At 63.2% G+C, this 21,281-nt stretch carries 20 protein-coding genes; 18 read left to right on the top strand and 2 right to left on the bottom strand.

Annotation, left to right across the window (positions count from 1 at the left end):
• Nucleotides 1-144 precede the first annotated feature (144 nt).
• The 10 genes from MESOP_RS22495 to MESOP_RS22450 all read left to right on the top strand — a co-directional run bounded on the left by MESOP_RS22495 (nucleotide 145) and on the right by MESOP_RS22450 (nucleotide 9,007).
• Nucleotides 145-468, top strand: a complete 324-nt coding sequence (locus tag MESOP_RS22495; RefSeq protein WP_013895644.1) for an FtsB family cell division protein — start codon at nucleotides 145-147, stop codon at nucleotides 466-468.
• A 193-nt stretch (nucleotides 469-661) separates the two neighbouring features.
• Nucleotides 662-1,699 carry a pyruvate dehydrogenase (acetyl-transferring) E1 component subunit alpha gene (pdhA, locus tag MESOP_RS22490; RefSeq protein WP_013895643.1) on the top strand — a complete coding sequence of 346 codons (1,038 nt, stop codon included), beginning with the start codon at nucleotides 662-664 and terminating at the stop codon, nucleotides 1,697-1,699.
• Between the two features lie 16 nt (nucleotides 1,700-1,715).
• The gene (locus MESOP_RS22485) at nucleotides 1,716-3,113 is read left to right on the top strand and encodes a pyruvate dehydrogenase complex E1 component subunit beta (protein WP_013895642.1); all 1,398 of its coding nucleotides are present in this window, start codon (nucleotides 1,716-1,718) and stop codon (nucleotides 3,111-3,113) included.
• A gap of 18 nt (nucleotides 3,114-3,131) precedes the next feature.
• Nucleotides 3,132-4,553, top strand: coding sequence for a pyruvate dehydrogenase complex dihydrolipoamide acetyltransferase (locus tag MESOP_RS22480; RefSeq protein WP_013895641.1), 1,422 nt, complete (start codon nucleotides 3,132-3,134; stop codon nucleotides 4,551-4,553).
• 14 nt (nucleotides 4,554-4,567) lie between these two features.
• Nucleotides 4,568-4,981: a hypothetical protein gene (locus MESOP_RS22475; RefSeq protein WP_013895640.1), complete on the top strand. Its 414-nt coding sequence runs from the start codon at nucleotides 4,568-4,570 to the stop codon at nucleotides 4,979-4,981.
• A 3-nt stretch (nucleotides 4,982-4,984) separates the two neighbouring features.
• Nucleotides 4,985-5,620 carry an SGNH/GDSL hydrolase family protein gene (locus MESOP_RS22470; RefSeq protein WP_013895639.1) on the top strand — a complete coding sequence of 212 codons (636 nt, stop codon included), beginning with the start codon at nucleotides 4,985-4,987 and terminating at the stop codon, nucleotides 5,618-5,620.
• A 15-nt stretch (nucleotides 5,621-5,635) separates the two neighbouring features.
• Nucleotides 5,636-7,081 (top strand): dihydrolipoyl dehydrogenase, encoded by a 1,446-nt coding sequence (gene lpdA / locus MESOP_RS22465; protein WP_013895638.1) that lies wholly within the window; start codon nucleotides 5,636-5,638, stop codon nucleotides 7,079-7,081.
• 99 nt (nucleotides 7,082-7,180) lie between these two features.
• Nucleotides 7,181-7,438 carry a GlsB/YeaQ/YmgE family stress response membrane protein gene (locus tag MESOP_RS22460; protein WP_013895637.1) on the top strand — a complete coding sequence of 86 codons (258 nt, stop codon included), beginning with the start codon at nucleotides 7,181-7,183 and terminating at the stop codon, nucleotides 7,436-7,438.
• Nucleotides 7,439-7,574: 136 nt separating this feature from the next.
• The gene (gene lipA / locus MESOP_RS22455; protein ID WP_013895636.1) at nucleotides 7,575-8,540 is read left to right on the top strand and encodes a lipoyl synthase; all 966 of its coding nucleotides are present in this window, start codon (nucleotides 7,575-7,577) and stop codon (nucleotides 8,538-8,540) included.
• Nucleotides 8,541-8,548: 8 nt separating this feature from the next.
• The gene (locus MESOP_RS22450) at nucleotides 8,549-9,007 is read left to right on the top strand and encodes a type II toxin-antitoxin system RatA family toxin (RefSeq protein WP_013895635.1); all 459 of its coding nucleotides are present in this window, start codon (nucleotides 8,549-8,551) and stop codon (nucleotides 9,005-9,007) included.
• Here the strand turns inward: MESOP_RS22450 and MESOP_RS22445 are convergent.
• On the bottom strand, nucleotides 9,004-9,492 hold the full coding sequence (locus tag MESOP_RS22445) for a CinA family protein (RefSeq protein WP_013895634.1): 489 nt from the start codon (nucleotides 9,490-9,492) through the stop codon (nucleotides 9,004-9,006). The two genes, MESOP_RS22450 and MESOP_RS22445, sit on opposite strands and share 4 nt — an antisense overlap.
• Nucleotides 9,489-10,712 (bottom strand): bifunctional 2-C-methyl-D-erythritol 4-phosphate cytidylyltransferase/2-C-methyl-D-erythritol 2,4-cyclodiphosphate synthase, encoded by a 1,224-nt coding sequence (locus MESOP_RS22440; RefSeq protein WP_013895633.1) that lies wholly within the window; start codon nucleotides 10,710-10,712, stop codon nucleotides 9,489-9,491. Before MESOP_RS22440 ends, MESOP_RS22445 begins: the two co-directional genes overlap by 4 nt.
• Nucleotides 10,713-10,957: 245 nt before the next feature.
• Here MESOP_RS22440 and dusB point away from each other — a divergent pair, with 245 nt between their 5' ends.
• The 8 genes from dusB (at nucleotide 10,958) to hflX (ending at nucleotide 21,244) form a co-directional block, all read left to right on the top strand.
• Entirely contained in the window at nucleotides 10,958-11,980 is a 1,023-nt protein-coding gene (dusB, locus tag MESOP_RS22435) for a tRNA dihydrouridine synthase DusB (protein WP_013895632.1), read from the top strand.
• Nucleotides 11,977-13,119: a two-component system sensor histidine kinase NtrB gene (locus MESOP_RS22430; RefSeq protein WP_013895631.1), complete on the top strand. Its 1,143-nt coding sequence runs from the start codon at nucleotides 11,977-11,979 to the stop codon at nucleotides 13,117-13,119. Before dusB ends, MESOP_RS22430 begins: the two co-directional genes overlap by 4 nt.
• The gene (gene ntrC, locus MESOP_RS22425) at nucleotides 13,116-14,576 is read left to right on the top strand and encodes a nitrogen regulation protein NR(I) (protein ID WP_013895630.1); all 1,461 of its coding nucleotides are present in this window, start codon (nucleotides 13,116-13,118) and stop codon (nucleotides 14,574-14,576) included. The genes MESOP_RS22430 and ntrC overlap by 4 nt, the downstream gene beginning before the upstream one ends.
• A gap of 82 nt (nucleotides 14,577-14,658) precedes the next feature.
• Nucleotides 14,659-16,989 (top strand): sensor histidine kinase NtrY-like, encoded by a 2,331-nt coding sequence (locus MESOP_RS22420; protein WP_425339696.1) that lies wholly within the window; start codon nucleotides 14,659-14,661, stop codon nucleotides 16,987-16,989.
• The gene (ntrX, locus tag MESOP_RS22415) at nucleotides 16,979-18,340 is read left to right on the top strand and encodes a nitrogen assimilation response regulator NtrX (RefSeq protein ID WP_013895628.1); all 1,362 of its coding nucleotides are present in this window, start codon (nucleotides 16,979-16,981) and stop codon (nucleotides 18,338-18,340) included. The genes MESOP_RS22420 and ntrX overlap by 11 nt, the downstream gene beginning before the upstream one ends.
• A 243-nt stretch (nucleotides 18,341-18,583) precedes the next feature.
• Nucleotides 18,584-19,447, top strand: a complete 864-nt coding sequence (locus MESOP_RS22410; RefSeq protein WP_013895627.1) for a D-amino-acid transaminase — start codon at nucleotides 18,584-18,586, stop codon at nucleotides 19,445-19,447.
• Between the two features lie 144 nt (nucleotides 19,448-19,591).
• Entirely contained in the window at nucleotides 19,592-19,837 is a 246-nt protein-coding gene (hfq, locus tag MESOP_RS22405) for an RNA chaperone Hfq (RefSeq protein WP_006202172.1), read from the top strand.
• Nucleotides 19,838-21,244: a GTPase HflX gene (gene hflX / locus MESOP_RS22400; RefSeq protein ID WP_013895626.1), complete on the top strand. Its 1,407-nt coding sequence runs from the start codon at nucleotides 19,838-19,840 to the stop codon at nucleotides 21,242-21,244.
• Nucleotides 21,245-21,281 lie beyond the last annotated feature (37 nt).

Below are 21,281 nucleotides of genomic sequence, written 5' to 3'. Positions count from 1 at the left end.
CCGAACAGTGGAAAAGGGCGGGGTCATTCCCGTCCTTTTTCATTTCACGGTCGCTCAAGCCAGCCGTCCGTAACCGTCCGTTAAGCACAATCGGGCGAAAAAGGTCGTGAGCCGCCTGAGTTCGCGGCCGCGAGGGAATGGGCGATGTGGACGCGTCAGCACAAGCAGAGAAACACCGGCCGGCTGATCATCCCTTCGCTTTGCGTGGTGTTCCTGGCCTATTTCGGCTTCCACGCCTATCACGGTGAATTCGGCATCAACTCGAAATATCAGCTCGAGACCCAGACGGTCGCGCTGCAGGCGCAGCTCGATGCCGTCAAGGCGCGCCGCATGGAGCTTGAACGGCGCGTTCGGCTCATGCATGACGGCACGCTGGAGAAGGACATGCTCGACGAGCAGGCGCGCAAAGCGCTCAACCTGTCCCAGCCTGACGAAATCACCATCATGTTGCCGGCCTCGTCAAAGTAACCGAATTTCAGTTAATCACCAATATTTTCAATGATATTAACCGCTTAGGCGCATGCCAGCTATGCAAATTCGTCATGGCGCAACGCTGTAACGCGTGTTAGCCTCCCATAAATCGGTGGGGAGGCTGATCTCCCCGGGAGCAGATTTCCTCTAGCTCCAATGTCCGCAAAGAGACGCCAACAGGGAGTGATGCATGGCCACCGCAGCCAGAAAAGCGCCTGCCAAATCGAAATCCGACGGCAAATCGGTGCTTTCAGCACCCAAGCCTGCTGAATTCACCAAGGACGAAGAGCTTGCCGCCTACCGGCACATGCTGCTCATCCGCCGCTTCGAGGAAAAGGCCGGCCAGCTCTATGGCATGGGCTTCATCGGCGGCTTCTGCCATCTCTACATCGGCCAGGAAGCCGTCGTCACCGGCATGAAGATGGCGCTGATCGATGGCGACCAGATGATCACCGCCTATCGCGATCACGGCCACATGCTGGCGATGGAGCTTTCGCCGCGTGGTGTCATGGCCGAGCTGACCGGACGCCGCGGCGGCCTGTCCAGGGGCAAGGGTGGCTCCATGCACATGTTCTCCAAGGAGAAGCATTTTTACGGCGGCCACGGCATTGTCGGCGCGCAGGTGTCTCTGGGCACGGGCCTCGCCTTCGCCAACCGCTATCGTGAAAACAACAATGTCTCGCTGACTTATTTCGGCGACGGCGCCGCCAACCAGGGCCAGGTCTATGAAAGCTTCAACATGGCCTCGCTGTGGAAGTTGCCGGTGATCTACATCATCGAGAACAACCGCTACGCCATGGGCACCTCGGTCTCGCGCTCGTCGGCGGAAACCAATTTTTCGCATCGCGGCGCTTCGTTCAAGATTCCGGGCATCCAGGTCGACGGCATGGATGTGCGGGCGGTCAAATCCGCCGGCGACCAGGCCACCGAATGGTGCCGTGCCGGCAACGGGCCGATCATTCTCGAAATGCAGACCTATCGCTATCGCGGTCACTCGATGTCCGACCCGGCGAAATACCGCTCCAAGGAAGAGGTCCAGAAGATGCGCTCGGACCATGACCCGATCGAGCAGGTCAAGGCGCGGTTGACACAGAAGAAGTGGGCGACCGAGGACGAATTGAAGGCCATCGACAAGGAGGTGCGCGACGTCGTCGCCGACGCCGCCGAATTTGCCCAGAACGATGCAGAGCCGGATCCGTCCGAGCTCTGGACCGATATCGTATTGTAAGGGGAGGGCGAGGAACATGCCGATCGAAATTCTCATGCCCGCTCTCTCGCCGACCATGGAAGAGGGCAATCTTTCCAAATGGTTGAAGAACGAGGGTGACAAGGTCGTCGCCGGCGACGTCATCGCCGAGATCGAAACCGACAAGGCGACGATGGAAGTCGAAGCCGTCGATGAGGGCACGATTGGAAAGCTCCTGATCGCCGCCGGCACCGAAGGCGTCAAGGTCAACACACCGATCGCGGTTTTGCTGCAGGACGGCGAAAGCGCCGCCGATGTCGGCAAGTCCGCGGCTCCCACCAAGGGGGAAGCACCGGCGAAGCCGGAGGCTCCGGCCGAGGACAAGGCGGAGGCCGCAAAGCCGGCCGCGACACCAGTCGCAGCCGCACCGAAAGCGGAAATCGCCGCCGATCCCGACATTCCGGCCGGCACGGAGATGGTGTCGACCACGGTGCGCGAAGCCTTGCGCGACGCGATGGCCGAGGAAATGCGCCGCGACGGCGATGTCTTCGTCATGGGCGAGGAGGTCGCCGAATACCAGGGCGCCTACAAGATCACCCAAGGCCTGCTGCAGGAATTCGGGCCACGCCGCGTCGTCGACACGCCGATCACCGAGCATGGCTTTGCCGGCGTCGGCGTCGGTGCGGCGATGGCCGGGCTGAAGCCGATCGTCGAGTTCATGACCTTCAATTTCGCCATGCAGGCGATCGACCAGATCATCAACTCGGCCGCCAAGACGCTCTATATGTCCGGCGGCCAGATGGGAGCGCCGATCGTGTTCCGTGGTCCGAATGGTGCCGCGGCCCGCGTCGCCGCACAGCATTCGCAGTGCTACGCCGCCTGGTACAGCCACATTCCCGGCCTGAAAGTGGTGATGCCCTATACGGCCGCCGACGCCAAGGGCTTGCTGAAGGCCGCGATCCGCGACCCGAACCCGATCATCTTCCTCGAGAACGAAATCCTCTACGGCCAGTCCTTCGACGTGCCGAAGCTGGATGATTTCGTGCTGCCGATCGGCAAGGCGCGTATCCACAAGACGGGCAAGGACGTCACCATCGTCTCGTTCGGCATCGGCATGACCTACGCGGTCAAGGCGGAAGCGGAACTGCGCGGCATGGGCATCGACGCCGAGATCATCGACCTGCGCACGATCCGCCCGCTCGACCTCGACACGATCATCGCGTCGGTCAAGAAGACCAACCGGCTGGTGGTCGTGGAGGAAGGCTATCCGCAGAACTCGGTCGGCGACCATATCGCCAACCAGGTCTCGCAGCGCGCCTTCGATTTCCTCGACGCCCCAGTCATCACCATTGCCGGCAAGGATGTGCCGATGCCCTATGCGGCCAACCTCGAGAAACTGGCCTTGCCGAATGTCGGCGAGGTCATCGAGGCGGTCAAAGCCGTCGCGTATCGCTGAACCGGGCGGGAGGACAAAATGCCAATCAACATCACCATGCCGGCGCTCTCGCCCACAATGGAAGAGGGCAATCTGTCAAAGTGGCTCGTGAAGGAGGGCGACAAGGTTTCGCCGGGCGATGTCATAGCCGAGATCGAGACCGACAAGGCGACGATGGAAGTCGAAGCCGTCGATGAGGGTACGGTTGCAAAGCTCGTCGTTCCAGCCGGCACCGAAGGCGTCAAGGTCAACGCGCTGATCGCCGTGCTCGCAGCCGAGGGCGAGGATGCGGGGGCGGCGGCAAAAAGCGGTGGTGCTGCGGCGGCGAAGGCGGAAGCCAAGCGAGACGAGGCGCCAATCTCCCCACCCGTGGGGGAGATGTCGGCGAAGCCGACAGAGGGGGGCGCTGTCCCGCCGTCCTCTCAGCGCGAGGCGCCCCCCTCTGGCCTGCCCTCTTTGCCACCACTTGGCATCTCCCCCACGGGGGGGGAGATCCGCCAGTCGCCGGAAGGCCGTACCTTCGCCTCGCCGCTCGCACGCCGCATCGCCAAGGAGGCCGGCGTCGATGTCTCGGCGGTGACCGGCACGGGCCCGCATGGCCGGGTGGTGAAAGCCGATGTCGATGCCGCGATTGCCGGCGGCGGTGCCAAGGCAGCACCGGCGGCCAAGGCCCCGGCTGGCGCGCCGGCCGCTGCTCCGGCGGTGAAGGCGATGTCGGACGAACAGGTGCTAAAACTGTTCGAGGAAGGCTCCTACGAGCTCGTCCCGCACGACAACATGCGCAAGACCATTGCGCGGCGTCTGGTCGAGGCCAAGACCACCATCCCGCATTTCTACCTGACGCTCGACTGCGAGCTCGATGCGCTCTTGGCATTGCGTACGCAGATCAATGCGGCGGCGCCGGTGAAGAAGACCGACAAGGGCGAGGCTCCCGCCTACAAGCTGTCGGTCAACGACATGGTGATCAAGGCGATGGCGCTGGCGCTGAAGGCGGTGCCTGATGCCAACGCCTCATGGACCGAAAGCGCCATGGTCAAGCACAAGCATGCCGATGTCGGCGTTGCCGTCTCGATCCCCGGCGGCCTGATCACGCCGATCATCCGGCATGCGGACGAAAAGACGCTGTCCACCATCTCCAACGAGATGAAGGACCTGGCAAGCCGGGCCCGCAGCCGCAAGCTGAAGCCGGAAGAGTATCAGGGCGGCACGACGGCGGTGTCGAACCTCGGCATGTTCGGCATCAAGGACTTTGCCGCCGTCATCAACCCGCCGCATGCGACGATCCTGGCTGTGGGTGCCGGCGAGGAGCGGGCGGTGGTCAAGAACGGCGAGATCAAAATCGCGACCGTGATGTCGGTGACGCTGTCGACCGATCATCGCGCCGTTGACGGAGCGCTGGGCGCCGAACTGCTGGTCGCCTTCAAGCGGCTGATCGAAAATCCGATGGGCATGCTGGTCTAAGAAGGAAAAGGGCGGTGCGGAAATTCTTCACCAGCCTTTTCGCCTTCATTCTATCCGGCCTGGCTGGCGGCCTGGTCGCGCAGGAACTGGCCGTCGTCACCGACGCGCAGGAAGAATACATCCTCGTCTTCATGGCGTCGGTTCTGGTGACGATCATCGTAACCTTCGTCTTCTTCGTGGCGCAGTTGATGAGCGATCCGCCGGCAACCGTCGGCAAGACGGGAATGTGGTTGCTGATTGTCTTTGTGGCGCTGCTTGTCCTGCTGATTGCCGCGATCCTTTATACCGACGGCAGCATGACGGCAGTGAAGGGCGACATTCCCATCGTGCTCGGACTTGGCCTGCCGGGCCTTGTGATCATACTGGTGCAATGGCTGTTCGTGCGATGGCGGTTGAAGCGTGGCATGGCCAACATGAAGGCGGGTTGATCGATGAAGACGGTGCTTTGCTACGGCGACTCGCTGACCTGGGGCTACAATGCCGAAGGCGGCCGCCACGCCTTTGAGGATCGCTGGCCCAGCGTGCTGCAGGCAGGGCTCGGCGGCGGCGTCCAGGTCATCGCCGATGGTCTCAATGGCCGCACCACCGCCTTCGACGATCACCTTGCCGGTGCCGATCGCAACGGCGCGCGGCTGCTGCCGACGGTGCTGACGACGCACGCGCCGATCGACCTGATCGTCATCATGCTCGGCGCCAACGACATGAAGCCATGGATCCACGGCAATCCGGTTGCCGCCAAGCAAGGCATCCAGCGGCTGATCGACATCGTACGCGGCCACGACTATCCATTCGACTGGCCGGCGCCGCAGATCCTGATTGTTTCGCCGCCTCTCGTCAGCCGCACCGAAAATGCCGACTTCAAGGAAATGTTTGCCGGCGGCGACGACGCCTCGAAGCTGTTGGCGCCGCAATATGCCGGGCTCGCCGACGAAGCCGGCTGCGGCTTCTTCGATGCCGGCACGGTCGCGCAAACCACCCCTCTCGACGGCGTCCACCTCGACGCCGAAAACACGCGGAACATCGGCAAGGCCCTGACGCCCGTCGTGCGCGTCATGCTGGAACTGTGAATAAGGAGAAAAATCGTGGCTGAGAACTACGACGTCATCATCATCGGCTCCGGCCCCGGCGGCTATGTCACGGCGGTGCGTTCCGCCCAGCTCGGCTTCAAGACGGCGATCGTCGAGCGCGAGCACCTCGGCGGCATCTGCCTCAACTGGGGCTGCATCCCGACCAAGGCGCTGCTGCGCTCAGCCGAGATCATGCACTATTCCGATCATTTGAAGGACTATGGGCTGAAGCTCGACGGCAAGGTCAGCGTCGACACATCGGCCGTCGTCGACCGCTCCCGCAAGGTTTCGCTGCGGCTCAATGGCGGCGTCGGCTTCCTGATGAAGAAGAACAAGGTCGACGTCATCTGGGGCGAGGCCAAGCTGTCGAAACCGGGCGAGATCGTCGTCTCCAAGACGGGCAAGAAGCCGATGGAACCGCAGCCGCCGGTGCCGAAAGGCATCAAGGGCGAGGGCACCTACGCCGCCAAGCACATCATCCTGGCGACCGGCGCCCGGCCGCGCGCGCTGCCCGGCATCGAGCCGGACGGCAAGCTGATCTGGACCTACTTCGAGGCCATGGTGCCGAAGGAGATGCCGAAGTCGCTGCTGGTGATGGGCTCGGGCGCCATCGGCATCGAATTCGCCTCCTTCTATCGCACCATGGGTGCCGAGGTGACCGTGGTCGAGCTTCTGCCCGCGGTGATGCCGGTCGAGGATGCTGAAGTCTCAAAATTCGCGCAGAAGCAGTTCGAAAAGCAAGGCATGAAGATCATTCTCGAAGCCAAGGTGACCAAGGTCGAGAAGGGTGCCAACTCGGTCACCGCGCATGTCGAGATGAAGGACGGCAAGGTCGAGAAGATCACCGCCGACCGCATGATCTCGGCCGTCGGCGTGCAAGGCAACATCGAGAACCTTGGCCTGGAGACGCTTGGCGTGAAGACCGAGCGCGGCTGCGTCGTCATCGATGGCTACGGCAAGACCAATGTGCCCGGCATCTATGCCATCGGCGATGTCGCCGGCCCGCCGATGCTTGCCCATAAGGCCGAGCATGAAGGCGTGGTTTGCATCGAGAAGATCGCCAATTTCCCTGGCGTGCATGCCACCGACAAGTTCAAGATTCCGGGCTGCACCTACTGCAATCCGCAGGTTGCCTCCGTCGGCCTGACGGAAGCGAAAGCCAAGGCCGAAGGCAAGGATATCCGCGTCGGCCGCTTCCAGTTCGCAGCCAACGGCAAGGCCATCGCGCTCGGCGAGGACCAGGGCTTCATCAAGACCATCTTCGACAAGAAGACCGGCCAGTTGCTCGGCGCCCACATGGTCGGCGCCGAAGTGACCGAACTGATCCAGGGTTTCGTTGTGGCGATGAACCTCGAAACCACCGAGGAAGAGCTGATGCACACCATCTTCCCGCATCCGACGCTGTCGGAGATGATGAAGGAGAGCGTGCTCGACGCCTATGGCCGCGCGCTGAACGCATGATAGAATCGCCGCAAGAGACTCAGCCCCGAAGGCCGCGGGATCTCGGCGGCAAGTCAGTTCGTTTCCGGATGCATTTTTACGCACGCAAGGAGAAGGCATATGCACTTGAACGGCGTGGGCTGGATCGCAGCCATCATAATCGGCGGCCTGGCAGGCTGGTTGGCCGAAATGTTCATGAAGAGCAACACCGGCATTTTCATGAACATTATCATGGGCATCGTTGGCGCGGTGGTGCTGAACGCGATCTTGCAGGCGCTCAATTTCGGCCCATTCGGCGTCGGCTGGATCGCGTATCTGATCACCGGCTTCATCGGCGCCTGCCTGCTGATCTGGGTCGGTCGCCTGGTGCGCCGCTAGTCGATATGGTTCCGGCTATGCGAAAACGGTCGTAGCGGCATGCGCCGCTGCAGCCTTTTTCTTTGTGCCGAAAAGTCCTAGATGACGTAAAGCTGACGACCGCCGACGGGCGGTCGCAAGAAAAGCCAGGGTTCAGATGGTCACTGTCCTCGACACGATCGCCAACGCGCCGCGGCTGCGGCATCCCGAGAAGGCGCACAAGCCCGACCAGGAAGTGCTGCGCAAACCCGACTGGATCCGCGTCAAGGCGCCGGTCTCCAAGGGTTACGCCGAGACACGCGAGATCGTGAAATCCCACAAGCTGGTGACGGTCTGCGAAGAGGCCGGCTGCCCCAACATCGGCGAGTGCTGGGAAAAGAAGCACGCCACCTTCATGATCATGGGCGAGATCTGCACGCGCGCCTGCGCGTTCTGCAACGTCGCCACCGGCATTCCAACGGCGCTCGACCCCGATGAGCCGGCCCGCGTCGCCCACGCCGTCAAGCAGATGGGCCTCAGCCACGTCGTCATCACCTCGGTCGATCGCGACGATCTTGCCGATGGCGGCGCACAGCATTTCGCCGAAGTCATTCGCGCCATCCGCGCGGCAACGCCTTCGACCACGATCGAAATCCTGACGCCCGATTTCCTGCGCAAGGATGGCGCCCTGGAGATCGTCGTGGCGGCCAAGCCCGACGTCTTCAACCACAATCTGGAAACCGTGCCGTCGAACTATCTGAAGGTTCGGCCGGGCGCCCGCTATTTCCATTCGATCAGGCTGCTGCAGCGGGTCAAGGAACTCGACCCGTCGATCTTCACCAAGTCAGGCATCATGGTGGGTCTGGGTGAGGAGCGGAATGAAATCCTGCAGCTGATGGACGATCTGCGTTCGGCCAATGTCGACTTCATGACCATCGGCCAGTATCTGCAGCCGTCCAAGAAGCACCATCCGGTGATCCGCTTCGTCACCCCGGAAGAGTTCAAGTCCTTCGAGACAATTGGCCGAACCAAGGGTTTCCTGCTGGTGGCATCGAGCCCGCTGACGCGCTCGTCGCACCATGCCGGCGACGATTTCGCCCGGCTGCGCGCAGCGCGGGAAGCGCAACTCCAGAAGTCGCTCTAGCCGGTCTTATGCCGAAATTCGAAGCCACCCGCCGCGTCGCTCACACGCCGCAGCAGATGTTCGCGCTGGTCGCCGATGTCGAGGCCTATCCGCAGTTCCTGCCGCTGTGCGAAGCGCTGACCGTGCGCTCGCGCAAGGAGCGTGACGGACGCACCGTTCTCCTTGCCGACATGAGCATCGGCTACAAGGCGATCCGCGAAACCTTCACGACGCAGGTGCTTTTGAAGCCCGACGAGAACGCCATCGACGTGAAATACATCGATGGCCCGTTCAAATATCTGAGCAATGTCTGGCGTTTCGAACCCGATGGCGCCGGCTGCGCCGTGCGCTTCTTCATCGACTATGAGTTCAAGAGCCGCATCCTGGGCGCGCTGATGGGCACCATGTTCGACCGCGCCTTTCGCATGTTCGCCGAGGCTTTCGAAAAGCGCGCCGACGTCATCTACGGTGTCGCGCGGCAGGCCTAATTCTGACCAAGCGCTTGCAGGCCCAGCTTCAGGGCGTGTCTCACCGTCTCGTGGCGGATAAATTCGCGGCCCTTGTGGCCAAACAGCTGGCGCTCGGCGACAACCGGGTGGCCGGCCAGGGCTAGCCCGAACCAGACGAGACCGACCGGCTTGTCGGCCGAACCTCCGCCAGGACCGGCAATGCCGGTAACGGCAAGAGAAAGGCTTGCGCGTGAATGCGCCAGCGCGCCGGCCGCCATCTCCAGCACCGTTTCGCGCGATACAGCTCCATGCGCGTCGAGCGTTTCGGCGGAAACGCCGAGCATCTCCATCTTGGCTTCGTTGGAATAGGTGATGAAGCCGCGGTCGACCACAGCGGAGGAGCCGGCAATGTCGGTGAGCGCCGCGATGATCAGGCCGCCGGTGCAGCTTTCCGCCGTCGCCAGCATGATGCCACGTTGCTGGCAGGCCAGCAGCAGAGAGTTTGCGAGCTCGGCGTTACTCATTCCGGCACCTCGCCGGGAAACACCACGCTGGCGGTGGCGATCGCCGCAATGCCTTCCTCACGGCCGACGAAGCCGAGTTTCTCGTTGGTTGTCGCCTTGATCGAGATGCGGTCGGCGGAAATGCCCAGCATCTGGGAAAGGGCCGATGTCATCGCCTCGCGGTGCGGGCCGACGCGCGGCGCCTCGCAGATCAACGTGATGTCGGCATTGGCGATGCGGCCGCCGCGCTCGCGCACCAGTCTTGCCGCATGTTCGACGAATATCCGGGATGCGGCACCCTTCCACTGCGGATCGGACGGTGGAAAATGCGTGCCGATGTCGCCGGCGCCGCAGGTCGCCAACAGCGCGTCGGTCAGGGCGTGCAGGCCGACATCGGCGTCCGAATGGCCGGATAATTTCTTTTCATGCGGAATGGCGATGCCGCACAGGGTGACATGGTCGCCCGGCTCGAAGGCGTGGACGTCGTAGCCGTTGCCGGTGCGGATGTCCGGAAAGTGTATCCGTTCGCTGGAAAGCCGCTGGTGTGCCATGGCGATGTCCCGTGCCCAGGTGAGTTTGACATTGTCCGGCGAACCCGGAACGATCTTGACCGGAATATGCGCCCATTCGGCGATGGCCGCGTCGTCGGTGAAATCCAGCCTGCCCAGCTGATGCGCCCTGTCATGCGCGGCAAGGATCGGCCCGTAGGGAAAACCTTGCGGCGTTTGCGCCGCGTGCAGCCCGCTGCGGGAAACCGTCTCTGCGACCACGCCGGAGGCCGATTCGCGCTTCAGTGTGTCGGCGACGGGCAGGGCGGGCAACGCCCCCTCATGTTCGCCGATGGCGGCGATGGTGCGGTCGATCAATTCCGCGTCGACGAATGGACGCACGGCGTCGTGAATGAGAACCTGGGCCGGTTCGTGGCCTTTCAACGCAAGCAAGCCGAGCCGGACGGACTCCTGCCTGGTCGCGCCGCCGATGACGGCGGTGACGCGCTGGACGTGGGTGCCCGCCGCTTGCCGGAACAGCTCATGATCGTCGGCATGGATGGCGACGACGATCTGGCCGGTTCGCGGATGGGCCAGGAACATCTCCAGCGTATGGGCAATGACGGCGCGGCCGCCGATGCACTGGTACTGCTTGGGCCCGTTGGCCTGCCCGGCACGAGCGCCGCGGCCGGCGGCGACGATCACCACGGCAACCCCGCCTTGCGCGCTCGCGTTTTCACTTCCCTCGGTCATGCCGATTGGCTTAGCGCACGATCCCGAAAAGTGTAATCGGTTTTCGGAAAAGATCGTGCGCCAAATATGTACATCTAAAGCGTCCTTTGCGGGTCCCGGAGGAATGCGCGGCGCTCTCGTCGCGGCAAAAATCCGGCGGCAGGCATTTTCCCAATTGCGCCTTAATGTGGCGTCATTCCGCGTTGCACATTGCGGCGGTTCTGGCTAGAGAATGTGCAACGAATGGACATGCTTGGTTTTTGTGCATGGTTAATGTGACCAAATTGGCCGCTCCGCTCGACGTCGGCGGCGTGAGTATCCGCAATCGCGTGTTCCTCGCGCCGATGTCCGGGATTACGGACCAACCGTTCCGGCAGCGCGCACATGCGCATGGCGCGGGCCTTGTCGTGTCCGAAATGGTGGCCAGCGGCGAACTCGCCAAGGGCCGGGCCGGCTTCGACCTGCGCATACGTCATTCCGGCCTGCCCGTCCATATGGTGCAGCTTGCCGGCCGCGAGGCGATCCATATGGCCGAAGGCGCGCGTATAGCCGCGGGCGAGGGCGCCGATATCATCGACATCAACATGGGCTGCCCGGCCAAGAAGGTCACCGGCGGTTATGCCGGCTCGGCATTGATGCTGGACCTCGACCATGCGCTCTCGCTGATCGAAGCCGTGGTCGGCGCGGTCAAGGTGCCGGTTACGGTCAAGATGCGGCTCGGCTGGGACGAGGGCGCGCTCAACGCGCCGACGCTCGCACGCCGTGCCGAGCAGGCAGGCGTCAGCATGGTCACCGTGCATGGCCGCACGCGCTGCCAGTTCTATCAGGGCAAGGCCGACTGGCGCGCGATTGCCCGCGTCAAGGAGGCCGTCTCAATCCCGGTGGTCGCCAATGGCGATGTCTGTTCCCCGGCTGAGGCCGCCGCGATCCTCGATCAGTCTGGCGCCGACGCGGTGATGGTCGGCCGCGCGCATTACGGCGCGCCCTGGATCGCCGGCGGCATCGCAGCCGCGGCCGCGGGCGAAATGGCGGTTGGCGTGCCGCAAGATCCTACGGCGCTGGCCGACTATGTCGTCGCCCACTACGAGGACATGCTGGCGCTTTACGGCGTGGAGAGCGGCTTGCGGCAGGCGCGCAAGCATCTGGGCTGGTATCTCGATCGCCATGCCGTCGCCGACGACAGCCGGAAGGCAATATTGACCGCGTTCGAACCGGTCCGCGTCGTTGCCTTGCTGCGGGATGTGTTTTCGCGCGATCCGCAACCCTTGAACCTGCGGAGCGCCGCATGAACGCCACCGCTGGCCAGGGCATTGAAATGACCGATGCCGCGCAGATCGTGCTCAACACCATCCGCCGCCCGGTGATCATGATCAGCGAGGAAGGGTTCATCACCTTCGCCAACGCCGATGCCGAGGACTTCTTCCGCTCCAGCGCCACCATGCTGGCGCGCAACACCCTGTCCAAGCTCATCCCGTTCGGCAGCCCGCTGCTGACGCTGGTCGACCAGGTGCGCGAGCGCCGGGCTCCGGTCAATGAGTATAGGGTCGATGTGTCGTCGCCACGCCTCGGCATCGAGAAGGTCGTCGATCTCTATGTCGCGCCGGTGCCCGAGTTTCCGGGCTCGGTGGTGGTGATGTTCCAGGAACGGTCGATGGCCGACAAGATCGACCGGCAGATGACCCATCGCGGCGCCGCGCGCTCGGTGACCGGCCTGGCGGCGATGCTTGCCCATGAGATCAAGAACCCGCTCTCGGGCATAAGGGGCGCGGCCCAGCTGCTCGAACTGTCCGCGTCCGACGAGGATCGCGCGCTGACCCGGCTGATCACCGACGAGACGGACCGCATCGTCTCCCTGGTCGACCGCATGGAGGTGTTTTCCGACGAGCGGCCGATCGATCGCTACCCCGTCAACATCCATGTCGTGCTCGACCATGTGAAAGCTATCGCCAAGAACGGTTTTGCGAAAAGAATCAAGATCTTGGAGGATTATGATCCATCATTGCCTCCGGTCTTCGCCAACCGCGACCAGCTGATCCAGGTGTTCCTCAACCTGGTCAAGAATGCCGCCGAGGCGATCGGCAGCGATCCGCAGGGAGAGATCGTGCTTTCGACGGCGTTCCGGCCCGGCATTCGCGTTTCGGTTCCGGGCACGCAGGACCGCGTGTCGCTGCCGCTGGAATTTTGCGTGCGCGACAATGGCTCCGGCGTCTCGGAAGATATCCTGCCGATACTGTTCGACCCTTTCATCACCACCAAGCCGAACGGCTCGGGGCTGGGGCTTGCATTGGTCGCCAAGATCGTCGGCGAACATGGCGGCATCATCGAATGCGAATCGACGCCGCGTGCCACCACGTTTCGCATTTTGATGCCCGCCTGGAAGGAAACCCAGTTCGGTGCCGATGAAGACGGCGAAGGAGACCGCAAATGACCGTTCGCGGCAATATTCTCGTCGCCGACGACGATGCGGCGATCCGCACCGTGCTCAACCAGGCGCTCTCCCGCGTCGGCCACGAGGTGCGCGTCACCTCCAACGCCTCGACATTGTGGCGCTGGGTGGCGGCGGGCGAGGGCGATCTGGTGATCACCGACGTGGTCATGCCGGACGAGAACGCTTTCGACATGCTGCCGCGAATCAAGAAGGCGCGGCCGGAACTGCCCGTCATCGTCATGAGCGCCCAGAACACCTTCATGACGGCGATCCGCGCATCCGAAACCGGCGCTTACGAATACCTGCCGAAGCCCTTCGACCTGACCGAGCTCCTCAACATCGTCAACCGCGCCCTGTCGGAGCCGCGGCGGCCGAAGATCGATGCGCGGCCGGAAGAACAGCCCGACGCGATGCCGCTGGTCGGCCGTTCGGCGGCCATGCAGGACATCTACCGCATGCTGGCGCGCATGATGCAGACCGACCTGACGGTGATGATCTCGGGCGAATCGGGCACCGGCAAGGAACTGGTGGCGCGCGCGCTGCATGAATATGGCCGTCGTCGCGGCGGCCCGTTCGTTGCCATCAACATGGCGGCGATCCCGCGCGACCTGATCGAATCGGAACTGTTCGGGCACGAGAAGGGTGCTTTCACCGGCGCCCAGAACCGCTCCACCGGCCGCTTCGAGCAGGCCGAGGGCGGCACGCTGTTCCTCGACGAGATCGGCGACATGCCGATGGAGGCGCAGACGCGCCTGCTGCGTGTCCTCCAGCAGGGCGAGTACACGACCGTTGGCGGCCGCACGCCGATCAAGACCGATGTGCGCATCGTCGCCGCCACCAACAAGGATCTGCGTACGCTGATCAATCAGGGACTGTTCCGCGAGGATCTGTTCTACCGCCTCAACGTCGTGCCGCTCAGGCTGCCGGCGTTGCGCGAGCGCTCGGAGGATGTGCCCGATCTCGTGCGCCATTTCTTCAAGCTCGGCGAGATGGAAGGGCTGCAGACCAAGCGCATCTCGTCCGGCGGCATCGAGCTGATGAAGCGCTATCCCTGGCCGGGCAATGTGCGCGAACTGGAGAACCTCGTTCGCAGGCTGGCCGCGCTCTATTCACAGGACGAGATTTCGGCCGAGATCATCGAGGCTGAGCTCAAGACCGGCGAGCGTCCCGTGGTGCCTGATGGCGGCAACCTCATTCCCGACGACTTGTCGATCGGCCAGGCCGTGGAGCACTTCCTGCAGCGCTATTTCGCCTCTTTTGCCGGTGAATTGCCGCCCGCTGGCCTTTACCAGCGCATTCTGTCCGAAGTCGAATATCCGCTGGTCCTGGCCTCGATGACGGCAACGCGCGGCAACCAGATCAAGGCGGCGGAACTGCTGGGGCTCAACCGCAACACGCTGCGCAAGAAGATTCGCGAACTGGGCGTCAACGTCTACAAATCGTCGCGGCCGGGCTGAGCGCTGGTCTGACGCGGTCTTTTCAGGGGACGGAACGGCGAAAGATTCCCGTCGTTGTCACACTTGTTGCATAATCGCCACAATGCGTTGCATAGATCGGACGCAATCATTGGCTCCATACGGCGACATGACTCCGCAGGCACCGAACCTCAACAAGCCGCTTTTCAGCGAACATGGCACGCGCGACGGACGTCGCTTGCTGGCGCTGCCCGGCGTGGTGGCGGTCGTCGGCGCGCTGATCATGGCGGCCATCTCCTTCACCATCCTGGTCGGCGCGACGCCGATCGCACCCGATGCCAGGACGACCTGGGCGCTGATCGCGCTCAACGCGGTCTTCGTGCTCTTCCTCATCGCGTTGGTTGCACGCGAGGTGCATCGCATCGTCATGGCGCGCCGGCATGGCAAGGCGGCCTCGCGGCTGCATGTGCGTATCGTCGCCATGTTCGCGCTCGTCGCCGCCATTCCGGCCATCATGGTGGCGATCATCGCCTCGATCACGCTCGATATCGGCCTTGATCGCTGGTTCGAGATCCGCACCAAGACCATCGTCAATTCCTCGCTGTCGATCGCCGATGCCTATGTCCAGGAGAATGCCCGCAATCTGCAGGGCACGACACTGTCGATGGCCTATGACCTCGATGCGTCGCGTACGCTCTACGGCCTTGATCGCACGGGCTTTCTCGACCTCATGAGCAAGGAGGCCGTGGGCCGCTCGCTGGCGCATGCGGCGCTGATCAGGTCCGACGGCTCGTTCGTCATGAGCGCCAAGACCGATGCCGATTTCGCCATGCCGGAACCGCCCGAAGGCTCCGTCAGCGGCGCCACCGACGGCAGGCCGGTGCTGATCGAGCCGCGCACCCGCAACATCATGGGCGCCATCGTCAAGCTGCGTGAGATCGAGGGCATGTACCTCTACACCATCCGCTTGGTCGACCCCGAGGTGATCAAGGCGAGGCAGATCGTCAGGTCCAATACGGACGAGTATCGCAATCTCGAGGACAACAGGCGCACCTCGCAGGTGGCTTTCGCGCTGCCTTACCTGTCGCTGACGCTGATCATCATCCTGTCCGCGATCTGGACCGGTATTGCCGTCGCCGACCGTCTGGTGCGCCCCATCCGCCAGCTCATCGGTGCCGCCGACGAGGTGGCGACCGGCAATCTCGACGTCGCGGTTGCCGTCAGGCCCTCGGATGGCGATGTCGCCTCACTTGGCGACACCTTCAACAAGATGCTGCTGGAATTGAAATCGCAGCGCAACGAGATCCTGTCGGCAAAGGACCTGATCGACGAGCGGAGGCGCTTTTCGGAAGCGGTGCTGGCCGGCGTCACCGCCGGGGTCATCGGCGTCGATCCCTTCGGCATCGTCACCATCGTCAACCGTTCGGCCGAATCGATGCTGGCCATCTCCGCCAGCGCCGCACTGGGACAAAACCTCTCCGCCATTCTGCCGCATGTCGGCCGCGTCTTCGAGATCGGCCGCCAGTCGGGCAAGCCGGTCTATCGCGAACAGGTGACATTCTTCCGCGCCGGCACCGAGCGCACCTTCAACGTGCAGATCACCGTCGAGGCTGGCGACGACGGCTCGGAGGAGAAGTCCTACGTCGTGACGGTCGACGACATCACCGACCTCGTGCAGGCGCAGCGTTCTTCCGCCTGGGCCGACGTGGCGCGGCGCATCGCCCACGAGATCAAGAACCCGCTGACGCCCATCCAGCTTTCCGCCGAGCGCATCAAGCGCCGCTACGGCAAGGTCATCACCGAGGACCGCGAGGTTTTCGACCAGTGCACCGACACCATCATCCGGCAGGTCGAGGACATCGGCCGCATGGTCGACGAATTCTCGGCTTTCGCGCGCATGCCCAAACCCGAGATGAAGGCCATTGATTTGCGCGAATCGCTGCGCGAGGCCTCGTTCCTGGTCGAAGTCAGCCGCGCCGACATCACCTTCGAGCGGATCTTCGGCAATGAGCCGCTCAAGGGCACTTTCGACAGCCGGCTGATGGCGCAGGCTTTCGGCAATGTGATCAAGAATGCCGCCGAGGCGATCGACGGATCGGAACAAACGGACGGTTCGCACGGCATAATCCGGATTCAAGCCGGGCGTCAGAATGGCGCGATCAGAATCGACGTCATCGACAATGGCAAAGGCCTGCCGCGCGAGAATCGCCAACGACTGCTCGAGCCCTATATGACCACACGCGAGAAGGGCACCGGGCTTGGTCTCGCTATCGTCAAGAAGATCGTGGAGGACCATGGCGGCAAGCTGGAACTCCATGATGCGCCTGCGGACTTCCATGGCGGGCGTGGCGCGATGATCAGCATCATCCTGCCGCCCGCCGCGGCCGCGCCATCGCGTGGTGAAGCCAGGACGGAACACGAAAGAGAAACTGAAAAGGTCGGTAATGGCGTCTGATATTCTCATCGTCGATGACGAGGAAGACATCCGCGAGCTCGTCGCAGGCATCCTGAGCGACGAAGGTCACGAAACCCGTACGGCATTCGATGCCGACAGCGCGCTGGCTGCCATAGCTGATCGCGCGCCGAGGCTGATTTTCCTCGACATCTGGCTGCAGGGCTCGCGTCTGGACGGGCTGGCGCTGCTCGACGAAATCAAGACCATGCATCCCACCCTGCCAGTGGTGATGATCTCCGGCCACGGCAACATCGAAACGGCGGTCTCCGCCATCCGCCGCGGCGCGTATGACTTCATCGAGAAGCCGTTCAAGGCCGACAGGCTGATCCTCATTGCCGAGCGTGCGCTCGAGACCTCGAAATTGCGGCGCGAGGTTTCGGACCTCAAGCTGCGCAGCGGCGAAACCTTCGACCTGATCGGCATGTCATCGGCGATGAGCCAGCTGCGCCAGACCATAGAGCGCGTCGCGCCGACCAACAGCCGCGTCATGATCATCGGCCCCTCGGGCTCGGGCAAGGAACTGGCCGCGCGCGCCATCCACACGCTGTCGGCGCGCAAGGGCGCACCGTTCGTGACGCTGAGCGCCGCCAACATCACGCCCGAACGCATGGAGATCGAGCTGTTCGGCACCGAATCGAACGGTGTCGAACGCAAGGTCGGCGCGCTCGAGGAGGCCCATCGCGGCATCCTCTACATCGACGAAGTGGCCGACATGCCGCGCGAGACGCAGAACAAGATCCTGCGCGTGCTGGTCGAGCAGCAGTTCGAGCGGGTAGGGGGCACCAAGCGGGTCAAGGTCGATGTGCGCATCATTTCCTCGACCTCGCAGAACCTCGAGGCGATGATCGCCGATGGCCGCTTCCGCGAGGATCTCTATCATCGCCTGGCGGTGGTTCCGGTCATGGTGCCGGGGCTGGCCGAGAGGCGCGAGGATATTCCCTATCTGGTCGACAATTTCATGAAGCAGATCGCACGCCAGGCCGGCATCAAGCCGCGCCGCATCGGCGACGACGCGCTGGCCGTGCTGCAGGCGCACAACTGGCCGGGCAACGTCCGGCAGCTGCGCAACAATGTCGAGCGTTTGATGATCCTGGCGCGCGGCGACAATATCGATGCGCCGATCACCGCTGACCTTTTGCCCGCCGAGATCGGCGATGTCATGCCGCGCACGCCGAATCAGTCCGACCAACACATCATGGCGTTGCCGCTGCGCGAGGCTCGCGAACAGTTCGAGAAGGACTATCTGATCGCGCAGATCAACCGCTTTGGCGGCAACATCTCGAAGACCGCCGAATTCATCGGCATGGAGCGCTCCGCCTTGCACCGCAAGCTGAAATCGCTGGGCGTCTGACGAACGACGTCCATTCAGTCGCGCCTGGGCCAAGCATTTGCCGGTTACGGCGACGCCGGAATCGCATAAGAAACCGTTTCGAAATTCGCTCTGGCGAGTCACATGGTGGCGGTTTCGAGAACCGTAGCGCAGCGGACATTTGGTCCGTGAGCAACGGTAGCGCAGAAAACGCCGTCAGATCGCCGCCGGAGTAGAATTTCCAAACGGTTTCCAGAAGCCCGAGAGTTATCCCAGGGGTCCCCAATGCCGCGCATTGCCTATGTCAACGGGCGCTATGTCGCCCACGCGGACGCTTCCGTGCATATCGAGGACCGTGGCTATCAATTCGCCGACGGTGTCTACGAGGTCTGCGAGGTGGCGCGCGGCTTCATCGTCGACATGCCGCGCCACCTTGCCCGGCTCAACCGCTCGCTGACCGAGCTGTCGATCGCCTGGCCGGTCACGCGCAACGTGCTGCCGCTGATCCTGCGCGAGGTGGTCAACCGCAATCATGTCGTCAACGGCTTGGTCTATGTCCAGGTGACGCGCGGCGTCGCCAGCCGCGATTTTGTCTTTCCTTCGGCGGACACCAAGCCGGCTTTGGTGGTGACCGCCAGGAAGGCGGACCCGGCCGCCGGCGCAAAACGGGCCGACAGCGGTATCGCCGTCATCACCGTGCCGGAGAATCGCTGGGACCGCGTCGACATCAAGAGCGTCGGGCTGTTGCCCAACGTGCTGGCCAAGCAGAAGGCCAAGGAGGCCGGTGCGCAGGAAGCCTGGTTCGTGGATGCCGACGGCAACGTCAAGGAAGGCGGCTCGTCGAACGCCTGGATCGTCACCAGGGACGGCGTCCTGGTCACCAGGCCGGCCGACCACGGCATCCTGCGCGGCATCACCCGCACCACCATGTTCGAAGTGGCGGCAAAGCTCGGTTTGAAGATTGAGGAGCGCGGCTTTTCCATCGCCGAGGCCAAGGCGGCACGCGAGGCGTTCATCAGCTCCGCGACGACGATTGCCATGCCTGTCGTGGCCATTGACGGCGATCCGATCGCCAACGGCCACCCCGGCTCAATAACACTTTCGTTGCGGCAGGCCTTTTTTGACGTTGCGGAAAAAAGTCCAGCCTGATAACCGCTCAGGTGGAATGAACATCAATATATCTCGTTCTGCTTGTCGTTACTGACGGCAAGACGGTGTTTGCGTGCTTGACATGTGCCGGCTAATTTGGCGCATTGGCTGCAAACCGAAGGGGATCGGCGAAAGACAAGAACAATGGCGGAACGATCGCAAAACCTTCAGGACCTGTTCCTGAATTCAGTTCGCAAGAGCAAGAACCCGCTCACCATCTTCCTCATCAACGGCGTGAAGCTGACCGGCGTGGTCACTTCGTTCGACAATTTTTGTGTGTTGCTGCGCCGTGACGGTCACTCCCAGCTCGTCTACAAACACGCCATTTCCACGATCATGCCGAGCCAGCCGGTTCAAATGTTCGATGGCGAGGAAAGCCAGGGCGCCTGATTGGCACGTGAGAAGGACGCGGACGCCACCGTTCGCGGAAAACCAACCCATCATCCCGGGACGGAAGCCGACGGTCCGACCCGGGCCGTCGTCATTGTGCCGGTGCTTACCCGCCAGCCTCGCGGCGACGACGAGACCAATCGTCCGCGGCTGACGCGTTCGGCCGATGCGCGCCATGACGAGGCGGTCGGCCTCGCCCGCGCCATCAACCTCGATCCGGTCCATACGGCGGTCGTGACCGTCAACGACCCGCGGCCGGCGACCTTGCTCGGCAGTGGCAAGGTCGAGGAGTTCGCCGAAATCGTCAAGGAGCGCCACGCGGAGCTGGTCATCGTCGACCACCCACTGACGCCGGTGCAGCAGCGCAACCTCGAGAAAGAGCTGAACGCCAAGGTGCTGGATCGCACCGGGCTGATCCTCGAAATCTTCGGCGAGCGTGCCCGCACCAAGGAAGGCACGCTGCAGGTCGAACTTGCCCATCTCAACTACCAGAAGGGTCGCCTCGTTCGCAGCTGGACCCACCTTGAGCGCCAGCGCGGCGGCGCCGGCTTCCTCGGCGGTCCCGGCGAAACCCAGATCGAATCCGACCGGCGGCAGTTGCAGGAAAAGATCATCAAGCTCAAGCACGAGCTGGAGACCGTGCGCCGCACGCGCGACCTGCACCGCGCCAAGCGCAAGAAGGTGCCGTTCCCGGTGGTGGCGATCGTCGGCTACACCAATGCCGGCAAGTCGACGCTGTTCAACAGGCTGACCGGCGCGGACGTGCTGGCGCAGGACATGCTGTTCGCCACGCTCGACCCGACGCTTCGCCGCGTGCGCCTGCCGCATGGCACTCCGATCATCCTCTCGGACACGGTCGGCTTTATTTCGGACCTGCCGACGCATCTGATCGCGGCTTTCCGCGCCACGCTGGAAGAGGTGGTCGAGGCCGATCTCGTCATCCATCTGCGCGATATTTCGGACCCCGACACGGCGGCGCAGGCCGAGGACGTCGAGCGCATCCTGGCCGACCTCGGTGTCGATGCCGGTGACGCAAAGCGCGTCATCGAGGTCTGGAACAAGATCGACCAGCTCGACGAAGGCAACAGGAGCCGGCTGCTGGCGCCCGATATGGCAAAGGGCGGCGCTGCCGGCAGCAAGGGCCCGCCGATCGCCGTATCGGCCGTGACCGGCGAGGGTATCGATGCGCTGAAGGCGATCATCGAGACCCGGATGGCAGGCGAGCTGGAGGACCTGACGGTGACGATCGAGCCGGCGCAGTTCGGTCTTGTCGACTGGCTCTACCGCAATGGCGATATCGTCTCGCGAACCGACAATGAAGACGGCAGCGCCACCATCTCGCTCAAGGCCACGCACAGCGCCCGCGAAGAGATCGAAAGCCGATTGCGCCGCAAAAACAACGGCTAGCCCCCAGTAATTCCAGGAAAAGTGTAGAACGGTTTTC

Origin of the sequence: Mesorhizobium opportunistum WSM2075, from assembly GCF_000176035.2 — a bacterium.
In the GTDB taxonomy this organism is placed as follows: Bacteria; Pseudomonadota; Alphaproteobacteria; order Rhizobiales; family Rhizobiaceae; genus Mesorhizobium; species Mesorhizobium opportunistum.
Note: the sequence above shows the minus strand (reverse complement) of the source record. Positions and strands in the feature narration are given on the sequence as shown.

Bases quoted from the DNA above. Each gene is read 5' to 3' on its own strand.
- MESOP_RS22495 (WP_013895644.1), top strand. From the start codon at position 145: ATGTGGACGCGTCAGCACAAGCAGAGAAACACCGGCCGGCTGATCATC.
- MESOP_RS22445 (WP_013895634.1), bottom strand. From the start codon at position 9,492: ATGAGTAACGCCGAGCTCGCAAACTCTCTGCTGCTGGCCTGCCAGCAA.
- MESOP_RS22430 (WP_013895631.1), top strand. From the start codon at position 11,977: ATGAACGCCACCGCTGGCCAGGGCATTGAAATGACCGATGCCGCGCAG.
- MESOP_RS22450 (WP_013895635.1), top strand. From the start codon at position 8,549: ATGCCGAAATTCGAAGCCACCCGCCGCGTCGCTCACACGCCGCAGCAG.
- lipA (WP_013895636.1), top strand. From the start codon at position 7,575: ATGGTCACTGTCCTCGACACGATCGCCAACGCGCCGCGGCTGCGGCAT.
- MESOP_RS22470 (WP_013895639.1), top strand. From the start codon at position 4,985: ATGAAGACGGTGCTTTGCTACGGCGACTCGCTGACCTGGGGCTACAAT.
- MESOP_RS22440 (WP_013895633.1), bottom strand. From the start codon at position 10,712: ATGACCGAGGGAAGTGAAAACGCGAGCGCGCAAGGCGGGGTTGCCGTG.
- MESOP_RS22410 (WP_013895627.1), top strand. From the start codon at position 18,584: ATGCCGCGCATTGCCTATGTCAACGGGCGCTATGTCGCCCACGCGGAC.
- pdhA (WP_013895643.1), top strand. From the start codon at position 662: ATGGCCACCGCAGCCAGAAAAGCGCCTGCCAAATCGAAATCCGACGGC.
- ntrX (WP_013895628.1), top strand. From the start codon at position 16,979: ATGGCGTCTGATATTCTCATCGTCGATGACGAGGAAGACATCCGCGAG.
- MESOP_RS22420 (WP_425339696.1), top strand. From the start codon at position 14,659: ATGCGTTGCATAGATCGGACGCAATCATTGGCTCCATACGGCGACATG.
- dusB (WP_013895632.1), top strand. From the start codon at position 10,958: ATGGTTAATGTGACCAAATTGGCCGCTCCGCTCGACGTCGGCGGCGTG.
- ntrC (WP_013895630.1), top strand. From the start codon at position 13,116: ATGACCGTTCGCGGCAATATTCTCGTCGCCGACGACGATGCGGCGATC.
- MESOP_RS22460 (WP_013895637.1), top strand. From the start codon at position 7,181: ATGCACTTGAACGGCGTGGGCTGGATCGCAGCCATCATAATCGGCGGC.
- MESOP_RS22480 (WP_013895641.1), top strand. From the start codon at position 3,132: ATGCCAATCAACATCACCATGCCGGCGCTCTCGCCCACAATGGAAGAG.
- hfq (WP_006202172.1), top strand. From the start codon at position 19,592: ATGGCGGAACGATCGCAAAACCTTCAGGACCTGTTCCTGAATTCAGTT.
- MESOP_RS22485 (WP_013895642.1), top strand. From the start codon at position 1,716: ATGCCGATCGAAATTCTCATGCCCGCTCTCTCGCCGACCATGGAAGAG.